At 65.5% G+C, this 24,169-nt stretch carries 23 protein-coding genes; 11 read left to right on the top strand and 12 right to left on the bottom strand.

Annotated features, from left to right (window positions below):
* Positions 1-67 precede the first annotated feature (67 nt).
* Together Q9R31_RS18155 and Q9R31_RS18150 are read right to left on the bottom strand one after the other, a co-directional pair.
* Complete coding sequence (locus Q9R31_RS18155) at positions 68-1,570, bottom strand: SLC13 family permease (RefSeq protein ID WP_311264105.1); 1,503 nt, start codon at positions 1,568-1,570, stop codon at positions 68-70.
* 10 nt (positions 1,571-1,580) lie between these two features.
* A complete protein-coding gene (locus Q9R31_RS18150) occupies positions 1,581-2,699 on the bottom strand; it encodes a PrpF domain-containing protein (RefSeq protein WP_311264104.1) in 1,119 nt (372 codons plus the stop codon).
* Positions 2,700-2,939: 240 nt separating this feature from the next.
* Here Q9R31_RS18150 and Q9R31_RS18145 point away from each other — a divergent pair, with 240 nt between their 5' ends.
* From Q9R31_RS18145 to Q9R31_RS18135, 3 genes are all read left to right on the top strand, one after another.
* Entirely contained in the window at positions 2,940-3,878 is a 939-nt protein-coding gene (locus Q9R31_RS18145) for a LysR substrate-binding domain-containing protein (protein ID WP_311264103.1), read from the top strand.
* A 68-nt stretch (positions 3,879-3,946) separates the two neighbouring features.
* On the top strand, positions 3,947-4,210 hold the full coding sequence (locus Q9R31_RS18140; RefSeq protein ID WP_311264102.1) for a hypothetical protein: 264 nt from the start codon (positions 3,947-3,949) through the stop codon (positions 4,208-4,210).
* A 2-nt stretch (positions 4,211-4,212) separates the two neighbouring features.
* Entirely contained in the window at positions 4,213-5,145 is a 933-nt protein-coding gene (locus tag Q9R31_RS18135) for a threonine/serine dehydratase (RefSeq protein ID WP_311264101.1), read from the top strand.
* Positions 5,146-5,210: 65 nt separating this feature from the next.
* Here the strand turns inward: Q9R31_RS18135 and Q9R31_RS18130 are convergent, their stop codons facing one another.
* Positions 5,211-5,561, bottom strand: coding sequence for a hypothetical protein (locus tag Q9R31_RS18130; protein WP_311264100.1), 351 nt, complete (start codon positions 5,559-5,561; stop codon positions 5,211-5,213).
* Positions 5,562-5,717: 156 nt separating this feature from the next.
* Between Q9R31_RS18130 and Q9R31_RS18125 the strand changes: the two genes are divergently transcribed.
* Positions 5,718-6,635 carry a hypothetical protein gene (locus tag Q9R31_RS18125; protein ID WP_311264099.1) on the top strand — a complete coding sequence of 306 codons (918 nt, stop codon included), beginning with the start codon at positions 5,718-5,720 and terminating at the stop codon, positions 6,633-6,635.
* Between the two features lie 76 nt (positions 6,636-6,711).
* Here the strand turns inward: Q9R31_RS18125 and Q9R31_RS18120 are convergent, their stop codons facing one another.
* The 3 genes from Q9R31_RS18120 to hisC form a co-directional block, all read right to left on the bottom strand.
* Positions 6,712-7,353, bottom strand: a complete 642-nt coding sequence (locus Q9R31_RS18120; RefSeq protein ID WP_311264098.1) for an NAD(P)-binding domain-containing protein — start codon at positions 7,351-7,353, stop codon at positions 6,712-6,714.
* Positions 7,354-7,423: 70 nt separating this feature from the next.
* Positions 7,424-8,128, bottom strand: coding sequence for a YitT family protein (locus Q9R31_RS18115; RefSeq protein ID WP_397428270.1), 705 nt, complete (start codon positions 8,126-8,128; stop codon positions 7,424-7,426).
* Positions 8,125-9,243, bottom strand: coding sequence for a histidinol-phosphate transaminase (hisC, locus tag Q9R31_RS18110; RefSeq protein ID WP_311264097.1), 1,119 nt, complete (start codon positions 9,241-9,243; stop codon positions 8,125-8,127). The genes Q9R31_RS18115 and hisC overlap by 4 nt, the downstream gene beginning before the upstream one ends.
* An 83-nt stretch (positions 9,244-9,326) precedes the next feature.
* Here hisC and Q9R31_RS18105 point away from each other — a divergent pair, with 83 nt between their 5' ends.
* On the top strand, positions 9,327-9,806 hold the full coding sequence (locus Q9R31_RS18105; RefSeq protein ID WP_311264096.1) for an Lrp/AsnC family transcriptional regulator: 480 nt from the start codon (positions 9,327-9,329) through the stop codon (positions 9,804-9,806).
* 416 nt (positions 9,807-10,222) lie between these two features.
* On the top strand, positions 10,223-12,232 hold the full coding sequence (locus Q9R31_RS18100; protein ID WP_311264109.1) for a rhamnogalacturonan lyase: 2,010 nt from the start codon (positions 10,223-10,225) through the stop codon (positions 12,230-12,232).
* A 73-nt stretch (positions 12,233-12,305) separates the two neighbouring features.
* Here Q9R31_RS18100 and Q9R31_RS18095 read toward each other — a convergent pair whose 3' ends face one another.
* The 3 genes from Q9R31_RS18095 to Q9R31_RS18085 all read right to left on the bottom strand — a co-directional run bounded on the left by Q9R31_RS18095 (position 12,306) and on the right by Q9R31_RS18085 (position 16,452).
* Positions 12,306-13,337 carry an SRPBCC family protein gene (locus tag Q9R31_RS18095; protein WP_311264095.1) on the bottom strand — a complete coding sequence of 344 codons (1,032 nt, stop codon included), beginning with the start codon at positions 13,335-13,337 and terminating at the stop codon, positions 12,306-12,308.
* Positions 13,338-13,514: 177 nt separating this feature from the next.
* Complete coding sequence (locus tag Q9R31_RS18090; RefSeq protein WP_311264094.1) at positions 13,515-16,157, bottom strand: Tat pathway signal sequence domain protein; 2,643 nt, start codon at positions 16,155-16,157, stop codon at positions 13,515-13,517.
* A 139-nt stretch (positions 16,158-16,296) separates the two neighbouring features.
* Positions 16,297-16,452 (bottom strand): hypothetical protein, encoded by a 156-nt coding sequence (locus Q9R31_RS18085; protein ID WP_311264093.1) that lies wholly within the window; start codon positions 16,450-16,452, stop codon positions 16,297-16,299.
* Between the two features lie 223 nt (positions 16,453-16,675).
* Between Q9R31_RS18085 and Q9R31_RS18080 the strand changes: the two genes are divergently transcribed.
* Positions 16,676-17,287: an NADPH-dependent FMN reductase gene (locus tag Q9R31_RS18080; protein ID WP_311264092.1), complete on the top strand. Its 612-nt coding sequence runs from the start codon at positions 16,676-16,678 to the stop codon at positions 17,285-17,287.
* Positions 17,288-17,380: 93 nt separating this feature from the next.
* On the opposite strand, the gene Q9R31_RS18075 is transcribed toward Q9R31_RS18080, so the two are convergent.
* Positions 17,381-17,857 carry an ATP-binding protein gene (locus Q9R31_RS18075; protein WP_311264091.1) on the bottom strand — a complete coding sequence of 159 codons (477 nt, stop codon included), beginning with the start codon at positions 17,855-17,857 and terminating at the stop codon, positions 17,381-17,383.
* A 170-nt stretch (positions 17,858-18,027) separates the two neighbouring features.
* Between Q9R31_RS18075 and Q9R31_RS18070 the strand changes: the two genes are divergently transcribed.
* A complete protein-coding gene (locus tag Q9R31_RS18070) occupies positions 18,028-18,780 on the top strand; it encodes a ZIP family zinc transporter (RefSeq protein WP_311264090.1) in 753 nt (250 codons plus the stop codon).
* A 144-nt stretch (positions 18,781-18,924) separates the two neighbouring features.
* Complete coding sequence (locus Q9R31_RS18065; RefSeq protein WP_311264089.1) at positions 18,925-20,538, top strand: AMP-binding protein; 1,614 nt, start codon at positions 18,925-18,927, stop codon at positions 20,536-20,538.
* Positions 20,539-20,631: 93 nt separating this feature from the next.
* Here Q9R31_RS18065 and Q9R31_RS18060 read toward each other — a convergent pair whose 3' ends face one another.
* Positions 20,632-21,822 carry a GDSL-type esterase/lipase family protein gene (locus Q9R31_RS18060; protein ID WP_311264088.1) on the bottom strand — a complete coding sequence of 397 codons (1,191 nt, stop codon included), beginning with the start codon at positions 21,820-21,822 and terminating at the stop codon, positions 20,632-20,634.
* A gap of 285 nt (positions 21,823-22,107) precedes the next feature.
* On the opposite strand from Q9R31_RS18060, the gene Q9R31_RS18055 reads away from it, so the two are divergent.
* Positions 22,108-22,293, top strand: coding sequence for a hypothetical protein (locus tag Q9R31_RS18055; RefSeq protein ID WP_311264087.1), 186 nt, complete (start codon positions 22,108-22,110; stop codon positions 22,291-22,293).
* 198 nt (positions 22,294-22,491) lie between these two features.
* Here the strand turns inward: Q9R31_RS18055 and Q9R31_RS18050 are convergent, their stop codons facing one another.
* Complete coding sequence (locus tag Q9R31_RS18050) at positions 22,492-22,794, bottom strand: antibiotic biosynthesis monooxygenase (RefSeq protein WP_311264086.1); 303 nt, start codon at positions 22,792-22,794, stop codon at positions 22,492-22,494.
* Between the two features lie 131 nt (positions 22,795-22,925).
* Here Q9R31_RS18050 and Q9R31_RS18045 point away from each other — a divergent pair, with 131 nt between their 5' ends.
* The gene (locus Q9R31_RS18045) at positions 22,926-24,167 is read left to right on the top strand and encodes a GAF domain-containing sensor histidine kinase (RefSeq protein ID WP_311264085.1); all 1,242 of its coding nucleotides are present in this window, start codon (positions 22,926-22,928) and stop codon (positions 24,165-24,167) included.
* The last annotated feature ends 2 nt before the right edge of the window (positions 24,168-24,169 follow it).

Genomic DNA, 24,169 nt, shown 5'->3' with positions numbered 1-24,169 from the left:
ACGCCAGCGGCGGGGGGGGCCCCCCCCCCCCCGGGGGGGCCCCCCCGCCCGGTGGTCCAATACAGGCCTACATGATGCCGGTAGGTACCAGCAATGCCCAGGCCAGGGCCGGTGCCACCAGCACCACACCGCCCGCGTAGAACATCAGCTGCTTGTAGACGCGCTGCCGGTCGTCGTCGCGGGCGTTGGCCACTACCAGCGCACCATCCGTGGAGAACGGGGAGACGTCGACGACGGTGGCGGCGATGGCCAGGGCCGCAACGGTTCCGGAGGCGCTGAGCGAGCTGGTGGCCAGGAGGGGTCCGGCCAGCGGGATGAACGCGGTCAACAAGGCGGTGGAGGAGGCGAAGGCCGAGCCGACACCGATCACGTAGCAGAGGACGAGCGCGATCAGCAGCGGCGCCCCCAGGGCCAGGGCCTGCTCGGCCAGGGTATCGATGACGCCCACGTGCTGCAGCAGGGATACGTAGGTGATCATGCCGGCCACCAGCATGACGGTGGACCAGGAGATTCCGCCGATGAAGGTCTTGTGTTCCTTGATGTTGATGAAGGCGAGCAGGAGTCCGGCGGAGAGGGCCACGAAACCGATGGGCATGTGGAAGCCGAGGGTGCACACCAGCATTGCCGCGATCAGCGCCAGCGTCAGGATCTGCTGGCCGTGCGGGCGCCCGGTGGACGAGGTGTCGATGTCCACGTGCTGCCCGCTGGCGCCGTCGCGCAGCTTGCCGATCAGGGCGAACAAAACAATTGTGAGCACCGACAGGATCAGGTTCAGGGCGAAGCTGGCGATGAACAAACCGGCCTGGGAAATCGGGAAATCATTCTTCAGCGCGATGTCATGGACCAGGACGCCGGCCACGGACAACGGGGAAAAGCCGCCGGCGTGTGCGCCATTAATGATGAATGCGCCCATGACCACCGGATGGATCCGGGACTCGTACGCGAACCCGATGGCGGCCGGTGCCAACAGCGCGATGGCGGCGGGGGAGAACGTTCCGAGCGAGGTCAGCGCCGCCGCGATCAGGAAGAACACCCACGGCAGCAGCAGCGTCTTGCCGCGAACCATCCGCACGCAGGCCTTGACGATGATGTCGATGGTGCCGTTCCGCTGGGCCATGCTGAAGAAGTAGGTGACACCGATGATGGTCAGGACGATGCTGGCCGGGAACTCTTCGAGGATCTGCTTATCGGACATCCCGAGCATGAAATATCCGACGCCGAAAGACGCCACGAGCCCCATCACGCCGATGTTCAGCGGCCATTTGGTGGCCACGACGAACATCACCACGAGGATCACCAGCGGGATGATCTGGACAGCGGTCATGGTCGGCTCCGGGTCAGTGGCGGCTCCCTGGTTGAAGATGCCGCCGACAACGAGGGCAATCACACCCAGGATGGCCAGGCCGGCCACCACCCACAGCAGGATACGACGCCGGGAGGAAGCGCGCGCGGGGCGCTCATCCCGTGTTGCCGGTGCGGGCGCTGCGCTGCGCTCCACGTCTTTGGCGAGCGGGCCTTTGGCCAGAGCCTCTTCGGCCTGCGTGTCCTCGGTTTGGACAGTCTTAGTCATGATGGTCTCCTCAGAGGGAAGCACCCGCGAGGGCTGCAGCGGCGACGCTGCCGGAAACCTCGGGGAGATGGATGATGGTGGTGGCGATAGTGCGGGCCGTGCGGTCGACGCCGACGAGCAGGCTCCCGTCGTGGTCTTCGGTCCACGTCTCGATCACCCCGGCCGGGGTGCGGAGGCGCAGGGTCGTGCCCATGGGATCGCCTGTGATGGCGTGCAGTACAGTGCCCGGCGTCCGGGCAGCCAGGGTCAGGGCGATGCTTCCGGTAATGGCCAGCGCGGGGTGCGGCTTGCCCATGGAAAGCATCATGACGTTGACTTCGCATGCCGGGTCGGATGCAGTGGGAGCCCCGACGACGGCGAGCTTGGGGATGGCGCGGGCCGCACCGGCGATGGTGGGAGCCAGTCCCATCCGCACGGCTGCCTGCCGGCGGATCTGTTCCAGGACGTCGAGCTGCTGCTCGATGCCGGACTGCCAGCTTTCATAGCGGGCCGGGTCCAGGCCAAGTTCCGCGGCCCGGACCATCACCACCGGAGCTCCGGCATCCACCATCGAGACGGTCCAACGTGTTCCGCCGGCAGTGATGGTCTCGGTTGCTGCGCCCGTGGGCAGCAGGGCGCCGGTGGTCTTCCCGGCGGGGTCCTGGAAACCCAGCCCCACCAGATGGCCCGCAAACGGTACGCCCGGCATGTGCGCCGCCGGGACGTCCGGCAATTCGCCGGACGGAGTGGCCACCCGCTGGACGATGATCTGCCCGGTGTTCGTGTTCCGGGTGACAACGCGGGTGACGTCGCCGTCGGGAACCACCCAGCCCTTCTCGATGGCGTACAGCCCGACTACTGCCGAGCAGTTTCCGCAGTTGCTGCCCCAGTCCACCGTGGCCTCTTCGATGCCTACCTGGGCGAAGGTGAACTCAATATCCACGCCACCCCCGGCCGCCCGATGCAGGATCACGGCCTTGCTGGTGGTGGAGGTGGCCCCGCCCACGCCGTCAATTTGCCGGGAGTCGGGGCTCCCGTACAGCCGCGGCAGCAGCACATCCAGGCTGGCGCCGCCCTCCTGAAGGTGCCCCGCCTCGAACACCCAGCACTTGCTGGTGCCGCCGCGCATCCATTCCGCTTCGAACCTCATTGTCGTCCCACATCTCCTTGTGCCTGATCTTCGTTTTGGCGCCTGTAACGAGAATGACCCAGCTCACAAATGAAGACAATGTCCAATAACTGAAGAGGGATGTAGCATTGCTTCAGTCACTGATTGGACGGGGCAAGGGAAGCCGCGGCATCTGCCCTGGACGCTGCAAAGGTCCCGCGGGAAACGTGATTTGTGGGACCTCCTTCAGCCACTGAACCAAATCCGGGGAAGGATTAAGCGTTGCTTCACGACGATGAGGACTATTTGTTCGACATCCGCCGGCTCGCCCTGCTCCTGGAGGTGGTGGAGCAGGGATCCATCACCGCGGCAGCCGAATTGAAGCTGTACAGCCCGTCCGCCGTGTCCCAGCAACTCCGCAAGCTGGAGCAGGAGGTGGGGCAACCGCTGTTGAACCGCCGCTCGCGGGGGGTGGTACCCACCGAGGCAGGGCAAATGCTCGCAGGACACGCGCGCAAGATCGTGAGGCAGATGCGGGCAGCGCAGTCCGACCTGAACCAGCTGGCAGGACTCAACCGCGGCTCCCTGACCGTGGGTACGTTTCCCACCCTGGCCGGTTCCTTCCTCCCACTCGTCATCCGGGCCTTCAAAAAGCGCTACCCGGCAATCGGCCTGTCGCTGCGCAGTGCCCGCTTCGACGAGCTCGTGGCGGATCTCGAGTCCGGGGTCACCGGGCTGTGCCTGCTCTGGGACTATCCCTGGAATCCCTTCCATGACGACGCCATCCGCGTCACCGAGGTGTTCCGTGAGAGCACCGTGGTCCTGGTGGCGCGGGGGCACCGGCTTGCGGACCGGGAGCAGGTCAGCATGGAGGATCTCCGCAACGAATCGTGGATTGTGCGTGCGGAGGCGCACCCGGTGGTGGAAGTCCTGCAGCGGTCCGCCCATGACGCAGGTTTCGAACCAGTCATCGCCTTCCAGGCCAACGATTACCAGGAAGCCCAGGCGATGGTGAGCGTCGGGATGGGGGTGGCCATGGTCCCCAAAACTGCGGTGGCACTGCAGCACCCGGACGTGCGGGTTCTTAGCCTGGGCGAGGCCGCACCGCTGCGCCGGGTCTTGCTGGCGCAGCGCCAGGACAAGGTGTACGCCCCGGCAGAGGTCGCCTTCCACTCAACCCTGCTGGAAATCGCGCGGGAACGGGCCGGTGACTACCTCTAGACCGTAGGCTGGAGGCGGGCCGGCGTTCCCCGGCAGGTGTACAGCAGTTCCAGGCGAAAGGCAGGACCATGACCGTTTCCAGCGACGATCCCCAGAACACCGCGGACCTCCGCGGGCCGGGCGACCCGGACGAGGCCAAGGACGAGGCCAAAAAGGCACCGCAGGCCGGCCAGCACCCGGAACTGCCGGGTGCTTCGAACATCCGTGAGGAACAGCAGGCGCATGCCCCCGGAACAGTTCCGGCGTCATATGTGGGAGGCGAAGAAGCAGCCCGCGAGCACAAGCCCGAAGAGGCGTTGGAGGAGGCAGGCAGCTGGGATGACGAAGTCTGACCATGATCACCCGCGCTGACATCGACCAGGCTTCGTCCCGGACCGCCGGCCTCATCCGCAGGACGCCGGTCCTGCAGGCGGACCCGGACAGCACCGAGGGCCAGGTCTGGTTCAAATGCGAGTTCATGCAGCACACCGGCACATTCAAGGCCCGGGGTGCGCTGAACCGGATCCTGGCCAGCAAGGAGCAGGGTGAGCTGCGGGCAGACGTGGCCATTGTGGTGGCCTCAGGCGGGAACGCGGGCCTGGCCAACGCCTATGCAGCCAGGCAGCTCGGCGTGCCCGCAACCGTCTTCGTTCCCGCAGCAGCGCCGGCCGTCAAAGTCAGGAAACTGAAGGCCACCGGAGCCACGGTGGTCCAGGGCGGTGCGGAGTACGCGGCCGCCTACCAGGCCGCCGTTGCGCACTCAGAGGAGACCGGCGCCATCTACTGCCACGCCTACGACCAACCGGAAATCGCGGCCGGTGCCGGGACGGTTGGCTCCGAGCTGCTGGAACAGGTGCCGGACGTCGACACCGTCCTGGTGGCCGTGGGCGGCGGCGGGCTGATGGCGGGAGTAGCCGCCGCCGTCGAAGGCTTCGCCAACGTCGTGGCCGTGGAACCCGAAACCGCACCCACCCTGCACGCTGCCCTGGCGGCGGGGCAACCGGTGGATGTCGCGGTATCGGGGGTCGCCGCTGACTCCCTGGGTGCCCGCCGTATAGGCGACATCGGGTTCTCCGTCGCGGTCCGCTGCGGCGTCGAAAGCGTCCTGGTCTCCGATGAACAGATCATTGCCGCACGCTCCGCGCTGTGGAACGACTACCGGATCGTGGTGGAGCACGGCGCCGCAGCCGCCTACGCCGCGCTGGCCTCCGGCGCTTACGTGCCGGGGAAGGATGAACGTGTTGCGGTCATCCTTTGCGGCGCCAATACGGATCCGGCCACCCTCTAGGCCCGGACACGAAAGAGGACCGGCCGCCTGTCCAGCAGGCGGCCGGTCCTCTTTTGACACTTAGTTCAGCCGCCGGCCTGGCCGCAGAACTTGCTGTAAGTGCTGCCGGCTTCCTGGTAGCCCGACTGGAGATCGGCCAGCTTGTCCTTGTCCGGGTTTTCCTTGGCCTGCTCATCCGTGTACGCAAGGATCGAGGCCAGGGCGGGCTTGAGATCGTCCGAGGCAACCGCGTGGATGGGGCGGATCTGGTTTGCGAGGTTGTTCATGCCCGTCTTGCCGGCATTGTTGGCGGGGTTCGACACAACGGCCTGGATCCGCTCACAGGTTTCAGCGGTGGACAGTTGGTGTGTGGCGGAGCAGGCCGTGGCGGAAGCAATGAGGCCGGCGGCAAACAGGGCTGTGGCGAATTTCTTCATGGGTCCCTCAGTAGTGGTCAGAGGTTTCGATTGTAAGCAGATTGGGTAGCCCCATGCCTTCGCAAGCCCGATACGGGCGCTTAAACTGGCAGCACCAATCGTGCGGAGCTTCCGCAGATGGGCCCCGCGCGCATCAACCCAGACTAAGGAACCAGCATGCGCCAAACAACACGCCGCCGTGCCGCCGCAGGGCTCGTGGCCTCTTTTTCATTGCTTCTTCCCACTGCCCTTCCGGCGCTGGCCGCGTCACCTTCCGGGGAGATAATGCTCGACGGCGCCACCTCCGCCGAGGGCATCGCGGCGGGGGAGGGCAAGACTTTTTATGCAGGGGAACTCTCCACTGGCGATATTTTCCGCGGCGATATCCGCAAGGACACTGCAACCCGCTTCATCGACGCACCGGCGGGCCGCGCCGCCGCCGGCATGAAGGCCGATACCTGCCACCACCTGTTGTTTGTGGCGGGAGCCGCCACAGGCAAGGCATTCGTCTACAACACGGAGACCGGCAAGCCGGTGGCCGACTTCGACCTGGCCAAGGGATTCATCAATGACGTCACGCTGACCAGTGACGGCGCCTGGTTCACCAATTCGGCCGCCGCGGAACTCTACTTCCTGCCGGTGGATGATCACGGCGAACTGGGCAAGGTGAAGACACTTAAGCTCCACGGCCCGGCCGCTGAGCTTAAGCAGGGGTTCAACCTCAACGGCATTGCCGCGTCGGAGGACGGCAAGGTCCTCATCGTGGCCCACTCCATGAACGGTGCCCTGTATACGGTCAACCCCAAGACCGGACACAGTGCTGCAATTAAGGGCGTGAGCGTTCCGTTCGTGGACGGCATCCTGGTACGGGGCGATAACGTCTGGGCGGTGCAGAACCAGCTGAACCAGATAACGCGCCTGGATCTTTCCAGCGACCTGTCCTCCGCCGAGGTCAGGAACGTCATCAAGAGCGGCGCGTTCAATGTCCCCACCACCGTGGCCCTGTTCGGGGAGGGCACGCTCGCGGCAGTCAATGCACAGTTCAACCAGCCGCCCAGCCCGTTCGAAGTGGTGCTGGTACCCGCCTGGAAGTAGTGCCTGAACACCGAACTGGCCGGCAGTAGAAACTGCCAGCCAGTTTTGGGTGGGACGGGAGTTTTGCGCGGGATGATCAGACGGTCCGCGGAGCCTTTGCCAGGTTGTCCTTCAGCTCCAGGGCATTCTGCCGCTTTACGTAGGCAGGGCGGTCCCGCTCCACGCGCCAGCTTTCGGACAGCGGCCCCACGTCCACGGTGTCGAATCCGAATTCGTCGTAGAGGCGGGTCACCAGGTCAGCGGCTTCCGGGTAGTTGCTGGAGGTGGCCAGGGCCCGCCGGTTTTCCGTGCCCGCCGGTGCTCCGTCGGTGGTGATGTCCGCGGCCATGATGTGGTTGAAGCCCTTGGCCACCTTGGACTGCGGCAGGTGCTCCTGCAGCAGCCCGGAGGTGGTGGCTTCGCCGTTGTCCAGGGCGGGGATCCTGCCGTCCCGCTCCCAGTAGTAGTTGTTCGTATCGATCACGACCTTGCCCGCCAGCGGCTCCACCGGGATGTCCTTGTAGTTCTTCAGCGGCACCGTTACTACGGCGAACTCGCCGGCCGCTGCTGCCTCGGCGGCGGTGGCCGCCCGCGCCTTCGGTCCCAGCTCTGAAACGAGGTCCTGCAGGGTCTCCGGCCCGCGGGAGTTGCTGATGACTACGTCGTAGCCCAGTTCCACGGCCTTCCGTGCAACCTGGCTTCCAATATGTCCTGCACCGATGATTCCGATTGTTGTCATATGGGCGGCAACACAGCTCCCCGTGCAGATATTTCAGGTGCTTGCGGGGAATAAAAAGCGGGACCGCCGGCTACTTTCCCAGGTAGCGGCCGGGGCGATGGTTCAGGGCAACGATCAGGTTCAGCAGGGTGGCGCCGGCCGCGGACAGCAGCACCATCAGCGGCGTCACGAGCACGAGCGATGCCAGGACGATGGCGACGTCCAGCACCATCTGCACGTACCCCGCCCGCCATTTCAGTTTGTCCTGCAGCAGCAGGGCAAGGATGTTGAAGCCGCCCAGGCTGGACTGGTGCCGGAACAGGATCAGGAGGCCGACGCCGGCGAGCAGGTTTCCGCCCAGCACGCCGTACACCGGGTCGATGTGCAGCGGCCCCAGGGCGGCAGGATGCAGGCTGGCCATCACGGACACCAGGGCAATCGCGGCGCCGGTGCGGAGGGCGAAGTTCCAGCCTTTCTTCCACACCGCCAGGGCGAAAAACGGCAGGTTCACCGAGAAGAAGATGACGCCGAACGGCAGCGCGATCGAATAGCTGAGCAGCAGCGCCATGCCCGCGGTGCCACCGGTCACTGCCCCGCTCGACTTGAGCAGGAACAGCCCCAGCGACGCCGCGAAGGTGCCGGTCAGGATGCCCAGGACGTCCTCAACCACGGAATGACGGACGGCCGACGGCGGCGCTGAAGGTCCCGCCGTCGGCTCTTCCGGGTGCCGGGCCGGGGCAGTTGGGTTTACGGCAGCCGGGGTTACGGCAGCGGGAGTTTCTGTAGAGGTACTCACCGGACCGTGGCCGCCCCACCCAGGAACCGCGCGCGGTCGGACAGCACGGCAAGGACCCGGTTGTTGGTGGCTTTATCGGCCAGGGTGATGCGGACCCCGTCGACGGCGTAGCCGCGCACCAGGATGTCGGCGTCGGCCAATGCTTCCAGGAGCCGCATGCGCATATCGTCTGAGGCGCGCAGCCAGTAGAAGTTGGCCTGGCTGTCCGGCACCTCCCAGCCGTAGTCCCGGAGCACGTCGATGACGCGGGTGCGTTCACGGGCTACCGCCTCGGTCCGTTCGAGGATCTCGTCCCCGGCCGCCAGCGAGGCAACCGCGGCCGCCTGCGCCATCCGGTTGACGCCGAAGGGGACGGCGGTGCGGCGCAGGCCCTCGGCAATCTCCGGGCGGGCAATGGCATAACCGATCCGCAGGCCTGCCAGCCCGTACGCCTTGGAGAAGGTCCGCAGGATGCACAGGTTGGGGTAGCGGCGGTAGAAGTCGAGCGAGTCAATGCCGGGCCCGCGCTGGAACTCGATGTAGGCCTCGTCCAGTACCACGAGCACGCGCGGCGGAACCGACCGGAGGAACTCCTCCAGTGCGGCCTCACTGATGGACACGCCCGTGGGGTTGTTGGGTGAGCACAGGATCACCAGGCGGGTGCGGTCGGTGATGGCCGCGGCCATGGCGCCGAGATCGTGGTGTTCGTTGGCCAGCAGCGGCACGGGGACCGAAACGGCGCCCGCCACTGCCACCAGGATGGGGTACGCCTCGAAGGACCGCCATGCGTACACCACCTCGTCGCCGTGGCCGCAGACGGCGGAAATGATTTGCTGCAACACACCGGAGCTGCCCGGTCCGGCCGCAACTTCCTCGGCGCTGACATCGAAATGGCGGGCGATGGCGTCCCTTGCCTCCACTGCCCCCATGCTCGGGTACCGGTGGATCCTGCCCGCCTCGGCGGAGATGGCTTCGATGACAGACGGCAGGGGAGTGAAGTGGCTTTCATTCGAGGCCAGGGCAGCCGTCAGGGCAGACTGCGCGCTCTTGCCGGCCACATAGGCGGGAAGTTGGGCGACGGCGGCGCGGACCTCGGGTGCCAAGGCTTCGGGAAGGATGCTGGTCATGGTCAGCATGGTGCGGGAGGCCAGGACGTTTGCGCAACACAACCGTTTTGCAGAGGACAGATCAGGTTCTCGTGGACTGTCCGAGTGGCAAAATGCTCAGTATGCACCTCATTGATGCTCTTGACGCAGAGATCCTCCTCACACTCGACCAGGACCCGCAGGCCACCGTCCTGTCCCTCTCCAGGACCCTGGGCGTGGCCCGCAATACGGTGCACGCCCGGCTCCGCCGCCTGGTCGCCGACGGCAGCCTGGCCCCCTTCAGCCAGCGGGTGCGGACCGAGGCGCTGGGCCTCCCGCTGCTTGCCTTCATCTCGATTTCCATCAGCCAGTCCTCCAGTGACGTTGCTGTGGCAGCGTTGCAGACCATCCCGGAAATCATCGAGATGCACGCCACCACCGGCGATGCCGACCTGCTCGCCAAGGTGGCCGCGAAGGACCCGGCCGACCTGCACAGGATCACCAACGCGATGCTGGCGATCGACGGCGTCGTGCGTACCAGCACTGCCATGTCACTGGTGGAAGTCATGCCCACCCGAACGCTGCCGTTGCTGCAGGCGGCGGCACGCAAATAACAGATCCAACGCCCGCTCACCTCTGGCAGGTTTCTGATCAACGCCCGCTCACCTTTGGCAGGTTTCTGACCAACACCCGCTCATGTTTGGTGCGTTTGAAGCAAACGCCCGCTCACTCCCCGGGTCCAAAGTGAGCTGGCGTTCGGGTGATACCTGTCAAAAGTGAGCGGGCGTCTTGAGGGTGCAGAAGCAAACGCAATGGAACAAATTCTCCCAACCAGTTTCCGTCAAACTGTTGACGCAGTTTGTCAGGCGCTGATAAACCTGAAGGGCAGAAAGCGTTTCCTCAGGCCCTCACCCTCCCTCCAAAGTTCGGAAAGGGAACGTCAGGGCTAAGAATGAAACGTTCCAAACTGTCGTGCGGCAGACTCAGCTGCCGCCGCATCAAAGGAGATGTTCTTTTGGCACACCCCTCAATGTGTTCCCCGAAATCCCCAACGGGCAGGGCCTGGAAGGCGGCGCCCGCCGCAGCAGCGGCCACGCTCACCGCGGCGCTGGCTTTCACCGGCGTCCCGTTTGCTGCCGCGAATCCCGGCCAGGTGAGCCCGGGAGCCCAGACAGCCCAGACAGCCCCGGCAGCCCCGGAAACGTCCGGGCCCACGCGCCAGGTGGAAAACCTGGACCGCGCACCGGTTGCAGTGCTCACGGACCAGGGTGTCACCCTGGGCTGGCGGATGCTGGGCCTGGACAAGGACAGCGTGGGCTTCCACGTCATCCGCGACGGCGTCCAGATCACCGACGAGCCCATCCGCGGCACCACCACCTACGTGGATCCAACGGGAACGGCGGCCTCGAAGTACGTCATCAAGACGGTGGGCAACGGCAATGGGCAGGACAAGCTCAGTGCCGGGTTCAGCCCGATGGCGCAGAATTACCTGCCCATCAAACTGGACAAGCCTGCCGACGGCGTCAGCAAGGACGGCAAGCCGTACACCTACACGGCCAACGACTCGAGCGTCGCGGACCTGGACGGTGATGGCGCCTACGAAATCATCCAGCTCTGGAACCCGTCCAACGCACAGGACAACTCCAAATCCGGCTACACCGGCAACGTGTACGTGGACGCGTACAAGATGGATGGCACTAAGCTGTGGCGCATCGACCTGGGACGCAACATCCGTGCCGGCGCCCACTACACCCAGATGCTGGCCTATGACTTTGACGGGGACGGCAAGGGGGAAGTGGCTTTCAAGACCGCGGACGGCACCACCGATGCGGCCGGCACGGTCATCGGTGATGCTGCGGCTGATTACCGCAACAGCGCCGGCTACGTGCTGTCCGGGCCGGAGTACCTCACGGTGTTCAATGGCGCCAGCGGCACCATTATGGACACGGTTCCCTATGACCCGCCGCGCGGGAGTGTTGCCGCCTGGGGTGACAGTTACGGCAACCGTGTTGACCGTTTCCTTGCCGGTGTGGCCTACCTGGACGGTGAGCATCCGTCCATGTTGTTCAGCCGCGGCTACTACACCCGCACTGTCCTGGTCACTTACGACCTGGTGGACGGCAAGCTGGCCAAGCGGTGGAAGTTCGATTCCGACGTTGCCGGCGCGGAGTACAAAGGCCAGGGCAACCACAACATGTCCGTGGCGGACGTGGACCAGGACGGCAAGGATGAGTTCGTCTTCGGTTCCATGACCATCGACGACGACGGCACGCCCCTCTACAACACCAAGCTGGGCCACGGCGACGCCATCCACACCGGCGACCTTGATCCCTCCCGGCCCGGTCTGGAGACCTTTGCTGTCCACGAGAGCATGAGCCAGAGCGGCAACCGGGGAGCGACGTTCCGCGATGCCGCAACGGGGGAGGTGCTCTGGAGCATTCCGGCCACCAGGGACACCGGCCGGGGCGCCACCGGTGACATCGATCCCCGTTTCCCCGGTTCGGAAAGTTGGGCCGTGGGTGGCGATGCTGCCTGGAACTCGCCGGTCGGCGAGATGCGTTCCGTTAAGGGCGAGCTGATCTCCCAGAAGATTCCCGCCGCCAACTTCATGGCTTGGTGGGACGGTGACCTGCTCCGCGAGGTCGTGGACCACGACTTCGATGCAGCCACCCAGGTGGGCGTTCCGACCATCTCGAAGTGGAACTGGGAGACCCAGGCCAGCGACCGCCTCCTGACGGCCGCCGGCGCCAGGACCAACAATGGCACCAAGGGCAACCCCTCCCTGCAGGCGGACCTGCTCGGTGACTGGCGCGAGGAACTCGTCTACCCGTCGGCCGACAGCACGGAACTGCGGATCTACACCACCACCTCGCCCACTGAGGTGCGGCTCCGCACGTTGATGCACGATCCGATGTACCGCACCGGCGTGGCCCGCGAGACGGTCGGCTACAACCAGCCTCCGCACCCGAGCTTCTTCATCGGCCAGGACATGCAGGCACCTGCCATCCCGGCTGTTTTCTACGCCGGTAAGGCCAAGTAAAACCGTTCCGGACGCTAAAGCGCCGCCCGCCTTGGGGGAAGGCGGGCGGCGCTTGCTGTTGGGTCAGGGCGGGTTAGTGCTGGCCCAGGTTGCCGCTGACCGGGGGCAGTCCGCCGTCATCGCGGCGGAGATCGTCGTCCTGGTCGCGTTCTGCGGCGCTCAGGTTTTCACCGGTCACCGTTTCATCGGACTCGCCGGTGGCGTCCACCAGGCCGTTGGTCTGGTCGAACGGGTGGCCAATCCTGCCATCGTCCAGGTCGGCCACCGAACCGGTGGAACCTGCAGCCGACGTCGTGCCTGCCGTTGTGGTGTCAGCCGTCCCCGTGCCTGGGTAGGCGCTGCCGGTGGTGGCGCCGGTGGTGAGGGGCTCCGCGGGGACCGCGCCGGCGGTGCCGGTGGATGGAGTGTCTGTGGTAGTTGTGTCCGTCGTAATCGGGGTGACAGTGGCCGGCTCGCCGGGAGCTACCGGCGTTACCGTTTCATCGGCGGCCGCTGTATCTCCCTTGTTGCCGCTGGCAGCCATTGCCGCTGCTGCACCTGCAGCCGCTGCGATGCCTACTCCGGCGGCAACCTTGCCGGAGACGCCGGCCTTGCCGGAATCACCGCGGGAAGCACCCGCATGCTCAACGCCGGGCGTGCCGACGGCAGAACCGGCGTTGACCGAACCGCGCCAGGCGCCGCTCGCGTAGCCTTCGTCCTCGATGAATTCCTTGAACTTCTGCAGGTCCGATTCCGCCTGCCGGTCCACGACGTTGAGCTTGTCGCCCACCTTCTCAATGAGGCCTTCGGGCTCGTACTCAAGGGTCAGCTTGATGGAGGTCTGGCCGCCGCCGACGTCCTCGAACTCCACAGCACCGGCGTTGGTGGCGCCTTCGGTCGCGGCCCAGGCAACCTTGCGGTCCGGCACCTGCTCAAGGATCTTGGCTTCCCATTGCCTGCGGACGCCGCCGATCTCAGCCACCCACTCCAACCGGTCGTCACTGAGCTGCGTGACGCTCTTGACGCCGCCCATGAAGTGCGGGAACTCCTCGAACTGGGTCCACTGGTTATAAGCGGTGCTCACCGGTACGTTCACCAGAATGCGTTTTTCCACCTTCGTGCTCATAACGTCTCCTTTGCTTTGTTACCGGGTACTGATGAGTCCGAAAAAATCATCAGCATGCTTACCAACATACCTTTTGGGTGCGGATGTTTCCAGAGCCTAACTTTGCTGGACAAAAGAAAACCGCGACGGCGGCACCTGGCGGGTGCCGCCGTCGCGGTTTGTTCCAAGGAGGTTGCGTCAGTCCAGGTAATTGCCGATCAGCGCCAGGTTCTGGATGACCGCGAGCCCGAACTGGGCGGTGTCATTCGTGGAGACGGTGGGCGCTTCATCCACCGGCAACAGCACATGCGGAGGTTCGATCTTCCGCAGCGTGAACGCTGACTGGTGGTTCAGATGCTCCCCGCCCTCGGCAAAGCTCTCCCATGCCCGGGCTGCCAGGCCAGGGTCATCCAGCTTCGCAGCCGCGTAGGCCGTGAGCCGGCTGTGTGCCTGGGTGAGGTAGATGCCTTCGAGCGGCTGGCCCACGGCTTCCACCTGCTCCTCCTTGCCGGCCAGGAAGAGGCGGCAATACTGCAGCCAGGCCCGCTCGAACTCCGGATCCGGCACCAGGTCCACCAGTTCGCTGCAGATCTCCACCAGCCCGAATACGGCGCTGAGGTGTGAGACCTGGATCTGCTCCCGCCCCGTATCGAACCGGCCCTTGTCCAGGTCGTACAGCGCTTCCCCCGTAAGGAAGCCGTACTTGAGCGCACCGATGTCCGCCATGGTCCCCAGCAGGCGGTCCCGGGACCGCGGGTTGCCGGTGCGTTCCCAGTCCGTCAGCCAGGTGGCGGCGAGAGAGCCCCAGTCCGTCCCCAGCCCCACGCCAAGTGCACCGCGGTTGGGGCGGTACGTGGCGGCGTCCGGCCGGACCTTGCGGACCGGGTCCAGGCCCAGGAAGTTCTGGTCGCTGTCCACCAGTTCGGTGAGCAGGTCCCCCGTGCGCTCGTCCGCCGTGAGGTAGTAGTAGAAGCGGCGGTAGGCGGGCGTGCTGATCCGCAACTGCTTTGCGCTGCAGCCCCAGTGCTGGACGTTATGCCGGGAACCCAGGCCCTTCCAGGGGCCAAGGTGATAAACGTCCACCTCGCCCGTGTGCCGGGTCATCGCCTCGGCAAAGCGGAAGATGTCCGCCCGGCCGGAGCGCAGGTAGGAATACCACAGCCACAGATCGGGCGACAGTTCCGAGTTGTCCCAGGCGTAGCCGCCCACGTCGTACCGCCACACGTGCCGGTCAAAGTCGTAGGTGTGCATCACGTCGCCGTAGTTCCAGAAGCCATACCAGCGCCGCTGCTCCACCTGGCCGGCGTAGAAATCGAACAGGAAGTCCAGCCGGTCCTCAAGCCGCGCCCGCGCCGGAGTGCTCCTGTCCACCGGGTCCCAGTCGCCGAAGATGCCTGCCGTGTGCAGGTACTCCGGGGTGGCCTGCAGCAGGGCGGGGATGGCAGCGGAGGCGGCGTCGGCGGCGAGGCTTTCGGTGGACGGGGTGGCCTCGTAGGCGAACAGGGTCAGTTCATGCGTCCGGGCGATTCCGGTGGGATTGCCGAAGCCTGGTTCGTAGTCCTCATAGGTGAGCTCCAGGCCTTCGAGTTGGTCCTCGAACGTGTCCTGGCCCAGGCCGTCGTGATAGAAACGCAGGTCCATCGGCTGGGCCTCGGGGGAGTAGAGCCATGCCGTCAGGGAGGCTTCGCCGGTGGCGGCGCCGCGAATGTCCAGCTGGCCGGGGTGTGACTGCCAGAAGTCCCTAATGCCCACGCCCAGGCCGCCGCGGGCATCGCTCAGTGAGCAGAAACCGCCTGCGCGGGTGCCGCCGGAGATTCCCACCCAGCCGTGGCCGGCGGCGGTGCGCTTGCGCAGCTCGAATCCATCCGCGCTGAGCTGGCTGAGGGTGTAGTCGCCCCAGGTGGGGATCAGGTGGAGGCGGTGTGATACTTCCGGATTCCATGTCTCCGCAGGGGGAGTGGGCCGGCCGGCCACCTGCGCCTCCCGCACCTGCGCGCCCGGGTCCCTGCGGAGCCCGGTGAGACCGCGGACTGCTTCGGTGAGGAACCCGCCGTCAGCGCCGGCAATGCGGATGTGCCGGTCGTGCAGTTCGGCCTCCAGCGGCACCCCGAACCGCACGCCGAGCCCGGCCAGGAAGTCCCGGTCCGCGTCTCCGTCCCAGATGAAGGAGTGCACCATCCGCACGCTGCGGGCGTTGGCGTGGAAGTAGAAGCGGACCACAAACGGCAGCCAGTCCCGTTTTCCGCTCTCCGGCGTGTCCGGACGGTGGTTGCCTTCCAACCGCACCACCGCCCGCACGGGGCCGCTTTGCTCAAGGACGACGGCGGTGACCCCCCCGGTGAAGGCGTCCCGGCGAACCATTCCCGCCCCCTCGGAAACGCTGTCCTGGAGCAGGCTGACCAGCCGGGCATTCCTGGCAACTTCCCGCCCGTCCCGGGAGAGGCTGCTGAACAGGGTGGACCCGCTGCGGTCGATCACCATCTGCAGGACGCCGGTGTCCACGGTGAAGGCGTCGGCACTTTCGGTGACCGTGACGGACGCACCGCCCGACGGCGGCTGGCTGGCGGCGGAGGCGGTGTCGCCGTCGGCCGTCACGTGGTAGCTGTCCGACGGCGTGTCCGTGGCCGGCAGTGCGATGCCCGCCCACTTCAAGGATCCGTCCGGCCAGGTTGCAATTGGCCACGCCTGGCTGGGGACACGGGTGCCGCTGCTGTCGGCAACTGCCACGGCCTTCGCTCCGGGCACGGTGCCGCGCGGGAACGGCATGCCCCACGTGGTTCCGCCGCTGATTTCTGCCGGTGCCTCGCCGTCGATCCACCTGATGAGGGTGCTGTCCGTCATGTCATCCAATTCCACTGGTGATTGCAGCGCGCAGGAGTCCCGCCGATACCGGGAAAGCGCTTTCTTAGTTCGAACTACAACGTAGTAGACCAGTGGTGTGCATGCAAGGGGATGGCGTCAGGTGAAACTGGGAGGGGGCTTACTTCTTGGCGTCCGCGTCGCCGTTGTCGTCCGCTCCCTCGGCAGGGTCCTGGCTGTGGACGCGGAGGTCGCTGGGGTCAGCGTCCGGATCGCCTTCAGCTGGTGATTCGGCATGGATCCGGTCGTCGTCGTCCTTTGCTGGATTCCCAGTCATGGCTGCTCCTTGTGGCGGTGGTTCGCGGTACCCCTCATTCAGCGCCCCGCTTCCTGACCTGTCAAGGACCTTCCACACCCTCTGGCCGCGGCCCGGCTTGTGTGCTGGACTGGTGACGCAGTGGGCACGAACCGCTGTTTCTTCGCCCCGGGCCCGGGGACGGCACCATTTCCAGCCCTAACTCAGCCAGCCGGCGCGGCCCGGCTGTTGGAAAGGATCACTCATGGCAACGTACAAGATCGGATATTTCGTGGGCAGCCTGGCGAGCGGTTCCATCAACCGGACCCTGGCCAAGGCCTTGATCAAACTCGCTCCGGAGGAATTGGAATTCACCGAGATCCCCATCAAGGACCTCCCGCTGTACAGCTACGACTATGACGCCGATTTCCCGTCGGAAGGCCGCGCCCTCAAGGAGGCCATCGAGGCCGCGGACGGAATCCTGTTCGTGTCCCCCGAATACAACCGCTCCATCCCCGGAGCCCTCAAGAACGCGATCGACTGGGGTTCCCGTCCCTGGGGAACCAACTCATTTGCCCGCAAGCCCACGGGCATCATCGGCGCCTCTCCCGGCAGCATTGGCACTGCAGTGATGCAGTCCTCCATGCGGGCTGTCCTGAGCTTCCTGGACGCGCCGCAGCTGAATGCCCCGGAGGCCTACGTCAAGTACGATCCCGCGGTTTTCGGTGACGACGGCGAGGTCAAGGACGAGTCCACCGCCAAGTTCCTCAGCCACTACATGGAGGAGTATGGGGCCTTCGTGGCCAGAGTCCTGGCTGCCAACGCGCCCGGCCATATTGGCGACCTGGAGCCGGACGCCGCCAAGCTGTCCCGTTAGTTCCCCCCGCGGTTTTCATCGGGCGTACGGATGCCCGCCGTCCCAGCAACGGCGGGCATCCGAGTCTTTGAGCCGGGATCGTGAGCCGGCTGGTCAGTCCAGCGGCAGTGTCACCGTTACGCTCGCGCCCCGTCCGGGACTGGAGCTGATGTCCACGGCGCCACCCGCTTCCTGTACGGCGACTGCCATGAGCCGCAGGCCGTAGCCGTGGTGCCGCCCGCAGGTGGCGAGGTTCCTGTCGAAGCCTGTGCCGTCGTCGGCCACTACCAAACGGATGCCATGGTCAACGGCTGACAGCTGGATGTTGAGGGTGGACGCGGACGAGAATTTGAATGCGTTGCTGAGCGCCTCGCGGGCGGACTGGTACAGGAGGGACGCGCAGTCCGCCGGGATCTCGATGCCCCAGTGCGGAGTATCCCAGTGGACCGCGGTCCCGCGCTGCCGCAGGGGTGCGGTGAGCCGGTCGATGCATCCGGCGAGCCCCAACGTGTGGAAATCCAGCGGCTGCTTGTCCGTCAGCACGCCCCCCACGGTTGTGACTTCGTTGTCCAACGCTGTTCTGCTTCCCATGACTTCCTGCTCCCCACAAGCTGGTTCGGTCCTACGGCTACAGCGTGGACCTGCAATGTCTAGGGATCGCAAGGTTTGCCTCAAGATCGCATCAATTCTGCGCGGGGATGGTGACGGGGTGCACTGCTGCCCTTTCGTTTCATTTCCGCCGCGCTGGGGACGGGAGACGTATGCCTACTTGGTTGATGTCACTCTTATGGGGCACCGGTGCCGGTGCCGCCCTGGTCCTGGGAGCTGCCGTGTCATGGCGGTGGTCCATCCCGTCCAAGATCGTCTCCACGATCATGGCCTTCGGCGCCGGGGTGCTTATTTCCGCGCTTGCCTTTGAGCTGGTGGACGAGGCCGTGAAGGGCGGCGGGCTGTGGCCCACAGTGGCAGGATTCCTGGCCGGGGCGGTGGTTTACGTGGGGGCCAACATGCTGCTGGCCCGGGCGGGCGCCAAGCACCGCAAGCGGTCCGGCGGCCAGCAGCCCTCCGAGAAGGACAGCCCGGGCAGCGGCACGGCCATTGCCGTCGGCGCACTGCTGGACGGTGTTCCGGAATCAGTGGTTCTGGGCGTCGGCCTGCTGGCAGGGGGCGCGGTGAGTCCTGCCATGCTGGCGGCCGTGTTCATCTCCAACGTGCCGGAAGGGCTGTCCGGTACGGCCGGCATGAAGAAGGCCGGCCGGAGCAGGGGCTATGTGTTCGGGCTCTGGGGCGGCATCGCGATCCTGAGCGGGCTGGCCGCGCTGCTGGGATACGTGGCGCTGGAGAACGCACCGGAAGAGCTGGTCGCGTTCATCACCTCCGTTGCGGCCGGCGGCATCCTGGCGATGCTGTCGGACACCATGATTCCCGAGGCCTTCGAGGAACACCACAACCTCACCGGGCTGACCGCTTCCGTCGGGTTCCTGACGGCGTTCACGGTGCACCACCTGGGGTGAGGGGCGGGCGGCGGCAGTTGGCCGGGTGGGACGCCGGCCACATATCCCGTGCAGTACGTTTATTCCACTGCCTATCCAGATGCCGTTGTTCCCTGTTTTTCCAGGTCAGATTATTCACAGGCCACATTGTTCAAAGGAGAATCAATGTCCCGTCCGGTTCCAGCCGTTGATGCCCTTCTTGCCACCTACGGCGCGGCCGACGCCTGCGCGGCCGAGCTCCTGTGCGACAGCCATGATCCCAACACTGTCGCCTTTACAGTGGTCGCAGCGGACCTCTCCGCTGAGGACATCACCTACGGCGAGCTCCGGGAACGCTCGGAGCGGGGAGCCGCCGCCCTGGCAGAGCTGGGGGTCGGTGCCGGAGATGCGGTGGCCACCCTGATGGGAAAGTCGGCAGACCTGGTGGTCATGCTCCTGGCCATTTGGCGGCGCGGGGCTGTCCATGTGCCGCTGTTTACGGCCTTCGCGTGGCCGGCCATCGAGCTTCGACTCACAGCCTCCGGCGCAAAGGCCGTGATCACCGACGCGGACCAGCGGGCGAAGATCCAGGAAACCGCTGCCGCCGTCGTCATTGCCGGTGCCGAAGCATCCGGCCCGGACCTGGCGCTCACGCCGCTCCTGGCCGGGCAGCAGCCGGGAATCGCGGCCGAAGCCGTGGGAGGTGACGGTGCCCTGGTGCTGATCTTTACGTCGGGAACCACGGGTACCCCCAAGGGTGTCCCGGTGCCGCTCCGGGCGTTGGCCGCTTTCCGCCAATATGTCGAACTCGGACTGGACGTCAGCGACGAGGATGTCTTCTGGAACGCCGCCGACCCCGGCTGGGCATACGGCCTGTACTACGGGATCCTCGGTCCCATGGCGGCAGGGCGGCGGAACCTCCTGCTCCGCCCCGGGTTCTCCCCGGAACTCAGCTTCAAAGTGCTGGAGGCATTTTCCGTGACCAATTTCGCGGCTGCTCCCACGGTGTACCGCACCATGCGCGCGAAGGCCGGCGCCGGAACGGGTCCTTTTCAACTTCGGCGCGCCTCATCAGCCGGCGAACCGCTGACCCCGGAGGTGATCAGCTGGGCCCGGGAGGTGCTGGGCGTCCCGGTGCGGGACCACTACGGACAGACCGAACACGGGATGATGATCATCAACGCCTGGCATGACGACGTGAGGACCGAGCTCAGGCCAGGTTCCATGGGCCGGCCCCTGCCGGGGTGGAGTTGCGCGGTCCTCAAGGACAACGCCGATGAACCGGCCGCGCCGGGTGAACTGGGCCGTGTTGCCGTGAACGTGGCCGAAAGTCCCATGATGTGGTTCCGGGGGTACAAGGATGCGCCGGACAAAACGGCTGAAAGGTTCAGCGCGGACGCGAAGTGGTACCTGACCGGTGACGCGGGAATGGTGGACGCGGACGGCTACTATTTCTTCTCCTCCCGGGATGACGACGTGATCATCATGGCCGGATACCGGATTGGCCCCTTCGAGGTGGAGAGTGTCCTGGCCACCCATCCGGCGGTCCTGGAAAGTGCCGTGGTGGGCGCTCCCGACGAACTGCGCGGAGAAGTCCTGGAAGCCTATGTTGTCCTGGCGGAAGGGACCACCGGCAGTGATGCGCTGGTGGCCGAGCTCCAGGCCATGGTCAAGACGCAGTTCGCCGCACATGCCTATCCGCGCCGCATCCACTTCGTGGCGGACCTGCCAAAGACGCCGTCGGGGAAGCTGCAGCGCTACATCCTGAGGCAGCGGCGGGCCGCGGAACTGGGCAAGTAGCAGGACCGGGAAGGACGACGGCGGGGCGGGGCACCGTGGTTCCAAGCCATGGGTGCCGCACACCGCCGTCGTGCTTCCTTCTTGTGGGTCCCCTCAGGCGGCCCCGCCAAGCAGGCCCTGCCTGCTGAGGTCGGCGGTGACCAGGCGGGCCAGTTCCGCCGCGCCTGCCCGGTTGGGGTGGAGGGTATCGCCGGTCATGAACAGGGCCAGTGTTCTTTCCGGCCCGATCTGGGTGAAGTAGGCGGACGAAAGGACATTCAGGTCCACCAGCGGCACGTATTCTTCCTGGGCCAAGGCCGCGGTGGAGTGGCGGTACCAGCGGTCCACCGAGCTGTGGACCCCGTCCACGAAGTCGGTGGCCCGGCCCTGGGGCGTGACCAGGACGGGGGTGGCGCCGGTGGCAGCTACCTGGCGGACCATGTCCCGCATGATCTCCTTGAACTCCGCCTCCGTGGTGGCGTTCTTGGCGGCGGTATCGTTGATGCCCATTTCCAGCAGGAACAGGTCGCCGGGCTTGATGTACTGCAGGATGGCCTCGAGCTGGCCATCGTTGCGGAAGCCGCGGGCGATCTGGCCGCCCGTGGCCATGTTCCGGATATCAAAAGCCTCCGGGTCCACGTACTGCGGGAGCATCTGCCCCCAGCCGCCCTGGATGCTTGTTCCCAGGGGGTAGTAGCTGGCCACCGTGGAATCACCGCCCACCCAGATGGTCGGGTCCATCTCCGGATGGCGGGATACCTTTTCGATTTCCAGCGAGCTCAGGGTGAAGGCCGTTCCCACTTTGCCCTCGGTGACCAGCAGGTTTAACTGGCCGTCCGTCACCGGGATCTCAAAGGAGTCCGTGGCGCCGTTGCCGGTGAGGTTCATGGCCTGGAAAACTCCTTCAGCCGCGACACTTGCCCGGGACGTGTCGCCCAGCCTGACCGTGACTTTGTACAGGCCCTCTTTCAAATCCACATTGAACGTATTGCTGCTCTTGGTGCCGAATTCGAGGAACCGGACGGCGTCACTGCCCGCGCCGGTACCTTTCGCGGGAACGTCGACCATATGCCCAGGGGTGTTGAAGCCGTAGCGCCTCTCCGGGCTGTACGGGTCCGTTGCGCTGACCCCGGTGTAGCCCTGCTCCACGGGGCCGGCGCCGAAGTCGAAGCGGTAGTTGCTGGGCTCGGCGTTGGCTGCGGGAGCGGCCAGCGTAAGTCCGGCGCCTGCAGCCAGTGCGGCCGAGGCCAGGCAACAGGCAAGCGGCTTATGGAACCGCCCCTGGATGGTGGGTCTGGCTGTCACGTTCATCTCCTTTGACGACGGTGGATCAATCCACGCCCTTGTTTGTTGTATCGATTCAAAAATTGCCGAAAGTGGGCCGGCGTTGAGACTCTGCCCGTAGGGCGACGCGCACATTGCCCTTGTTACAAAATTTGTAACAGCGCTCCATGCTCCAGGTCAAGAATTTTTGTGCTTTTACGTGAACTTTTGATCTCTCTTGTTCGAGAGTAAAAGCAGTGCCGGTGTACCGGCGCCATTTGGGTTACGGGCTGTTAGCGTGGAAGCCCAGCCACAGAAGGAGGAGCGATGTCCATCAATTCACCTGATTCACTGCCCGAGGATGAGCCGCAGGAAGGCTCCGCAGCCGGCAAGGGCAATCCCGACGGCGGGATCCCCGGCGGCAAGGACGGCGTCGGGATTTCCGACGGCGCCGAACCCAACACCTTTGAACCCGAAGAGGATCCGGACGCCACGGCAGGGCCCGCTGACTAAGGATCTTTGAGTGCATCCTTTGAGTGCTGCTCAAGGTTGGCTCAAGATTGGCCGAAGGGGCGGATTTTGGACATGTGAGCAGGCTACCGGCGGGTAATTTGTAAGTGCTTCCACGTCAGTTCCCCGGCAGGAAGCACTGGAAGCCCCTGCGCTGGAGCTAGACTCGCGCGGGGGCTTCCCCCCACGTCCAGGGATGCTTCAGCTACCTGCAGCGGTCACGAGCGAGAAGTGCTCCACAACGGGAAACGGCTCATAGAAGCGGTGCAACAGCGACCGCCACTGCTGGTACTCCGGGGAGCCGCGAAAACCCATCGTGTGGTCCTCCAGCTTGTCCCATTCGACGAGCAGCAGGTAGGTGCCTGGGGATTCGATCGAGCGGGACAGCGACAGGGAAACGAAGCCCGGCATCGAAGCAATGATGGGGCGGGCCTGCTGAAAAGCGGCCTCGAATTGCTCCTCCTGGCCGGGAATGACGGGAAGCAGCGCATGTTCAGTAATCACCGGGCAAGTCTGGCAGACCTGTGCCGGGCGTGTTTGTTGGCCGCACACGAGGAGGGCGCTTTTGCCGGGATTTGCGCGCTGCCCTGTACTATCGCCCGGGACCCTCGTTGCGGTCCGGAAGGGGACAATTCATGGCGCGCACTCTTGTGGCAACAACAGCTGTCGGGGATCCGACCGGGCGGGACGAATTACTGCAGGAGTACGGTCTGGCATCCCCAGCCAGTGAGGGACTGCTCGCCGATGCCGAGCAGTCCATGGAGCCTCTTCAGAACCTTGTTGAGCTGGCCGCCAAACTCTGCGGGGTCCCTTACGGGGTGATTAACGTTGTCACGTCCGACGAGCAGCGCCAGGTGGCCGCCGTCGGTTTTGAGGCCGCCGTCTGTTCCCGGCAGGACTCCATGTGCGCCAAAGTCTTCCTCACGGGTGAAACGACTGTTGTTACGGACGCCTCCCTGGATCCCCGCTTCGCCGCAAATCCGTTTGTGACCGGGGAGATTGCCGCCGTTCGCTTTTACGCCTCGGTACCCTTGGAAACCGCATCAGGATTCGTGCTCGGCTCCTTGTGCGTATTTTCCGATTCGCCAGCGGTGCCTGACGCGGACCAGCTGGACATGCTGGAAATCCTGGCCCGTCAGGCAGTGCAACTGCTCGAACTCCAACGCCGGACCCTGCAGCTGAACAGTGCCCTCAACGAAGTGCGTGAAAGCAACACAAAACTGGCGGAGTTTGCGGGCCGCGTCAGCCACGACCTGCGCGGGCCCCTCACCACGATCCTTGGCTACGTGGAGATGGGCGGGGACGACCTCGAGGTGGGCAGCACCCACCCGGCCGCAGAGTACTTTCAGCTCATCGGCGCCAGTGGCCACCGGATGCTTGCCATGCTCCAGGACGTCCTGGACTACTCAAGGGTCGGCGGGGCCCTCCAGCGGCAGCGGGTATCCCTGCAGACTGTGGCGGCCGAAGTGGCCAATGATCTGGGCGTGTCCTTCGGGCCAGGCTCGGTCCTGGACAGTGAGGATTTAAAACTCCAGGTGGACCCCGGCCAGCTGCGCATCCTGCTCCAGAACCTGGTGTCCAATGCCATGAACTACCGGAGCCCGGACCGGGACCTTGAAGTGCGGATCAGCGGGATCTCGAACTATCACGGGACCACCGTGTTGGTGGCGGACAACGGCAAGGGGATCGCCCCGGAGGACCGGCAACGCGTGCTGGAACCACTCGTCCGGCTGCACCGGGAGGGCGACGGACAGGGGTCGGGCCTGGGCCTGGCCACCTGCCGGCGGATTGCGGAAGCACATGGGGGAGAGCTGAGCCTGAAAGAGACGCCGGGCGGCGGCACCACTGTCGTGGTCAGCTTTGCTGCTGAACACTAACC

It is taken from the genome of Pseudarthrobacter sp. BRE9, from assembly GCF_031844305.1.
Classification (GTDB): domain Bacteria; phylum Actinomycetota; class Actinomycetes; order Actinomycetales; family Micrococcaceae; genus Arthrobacter.
The sequence above is the reverse complement of the archived record's forward strand: the minus strand, read 5'-3'. Positions and strand labels throughout refer to the sequence as shown.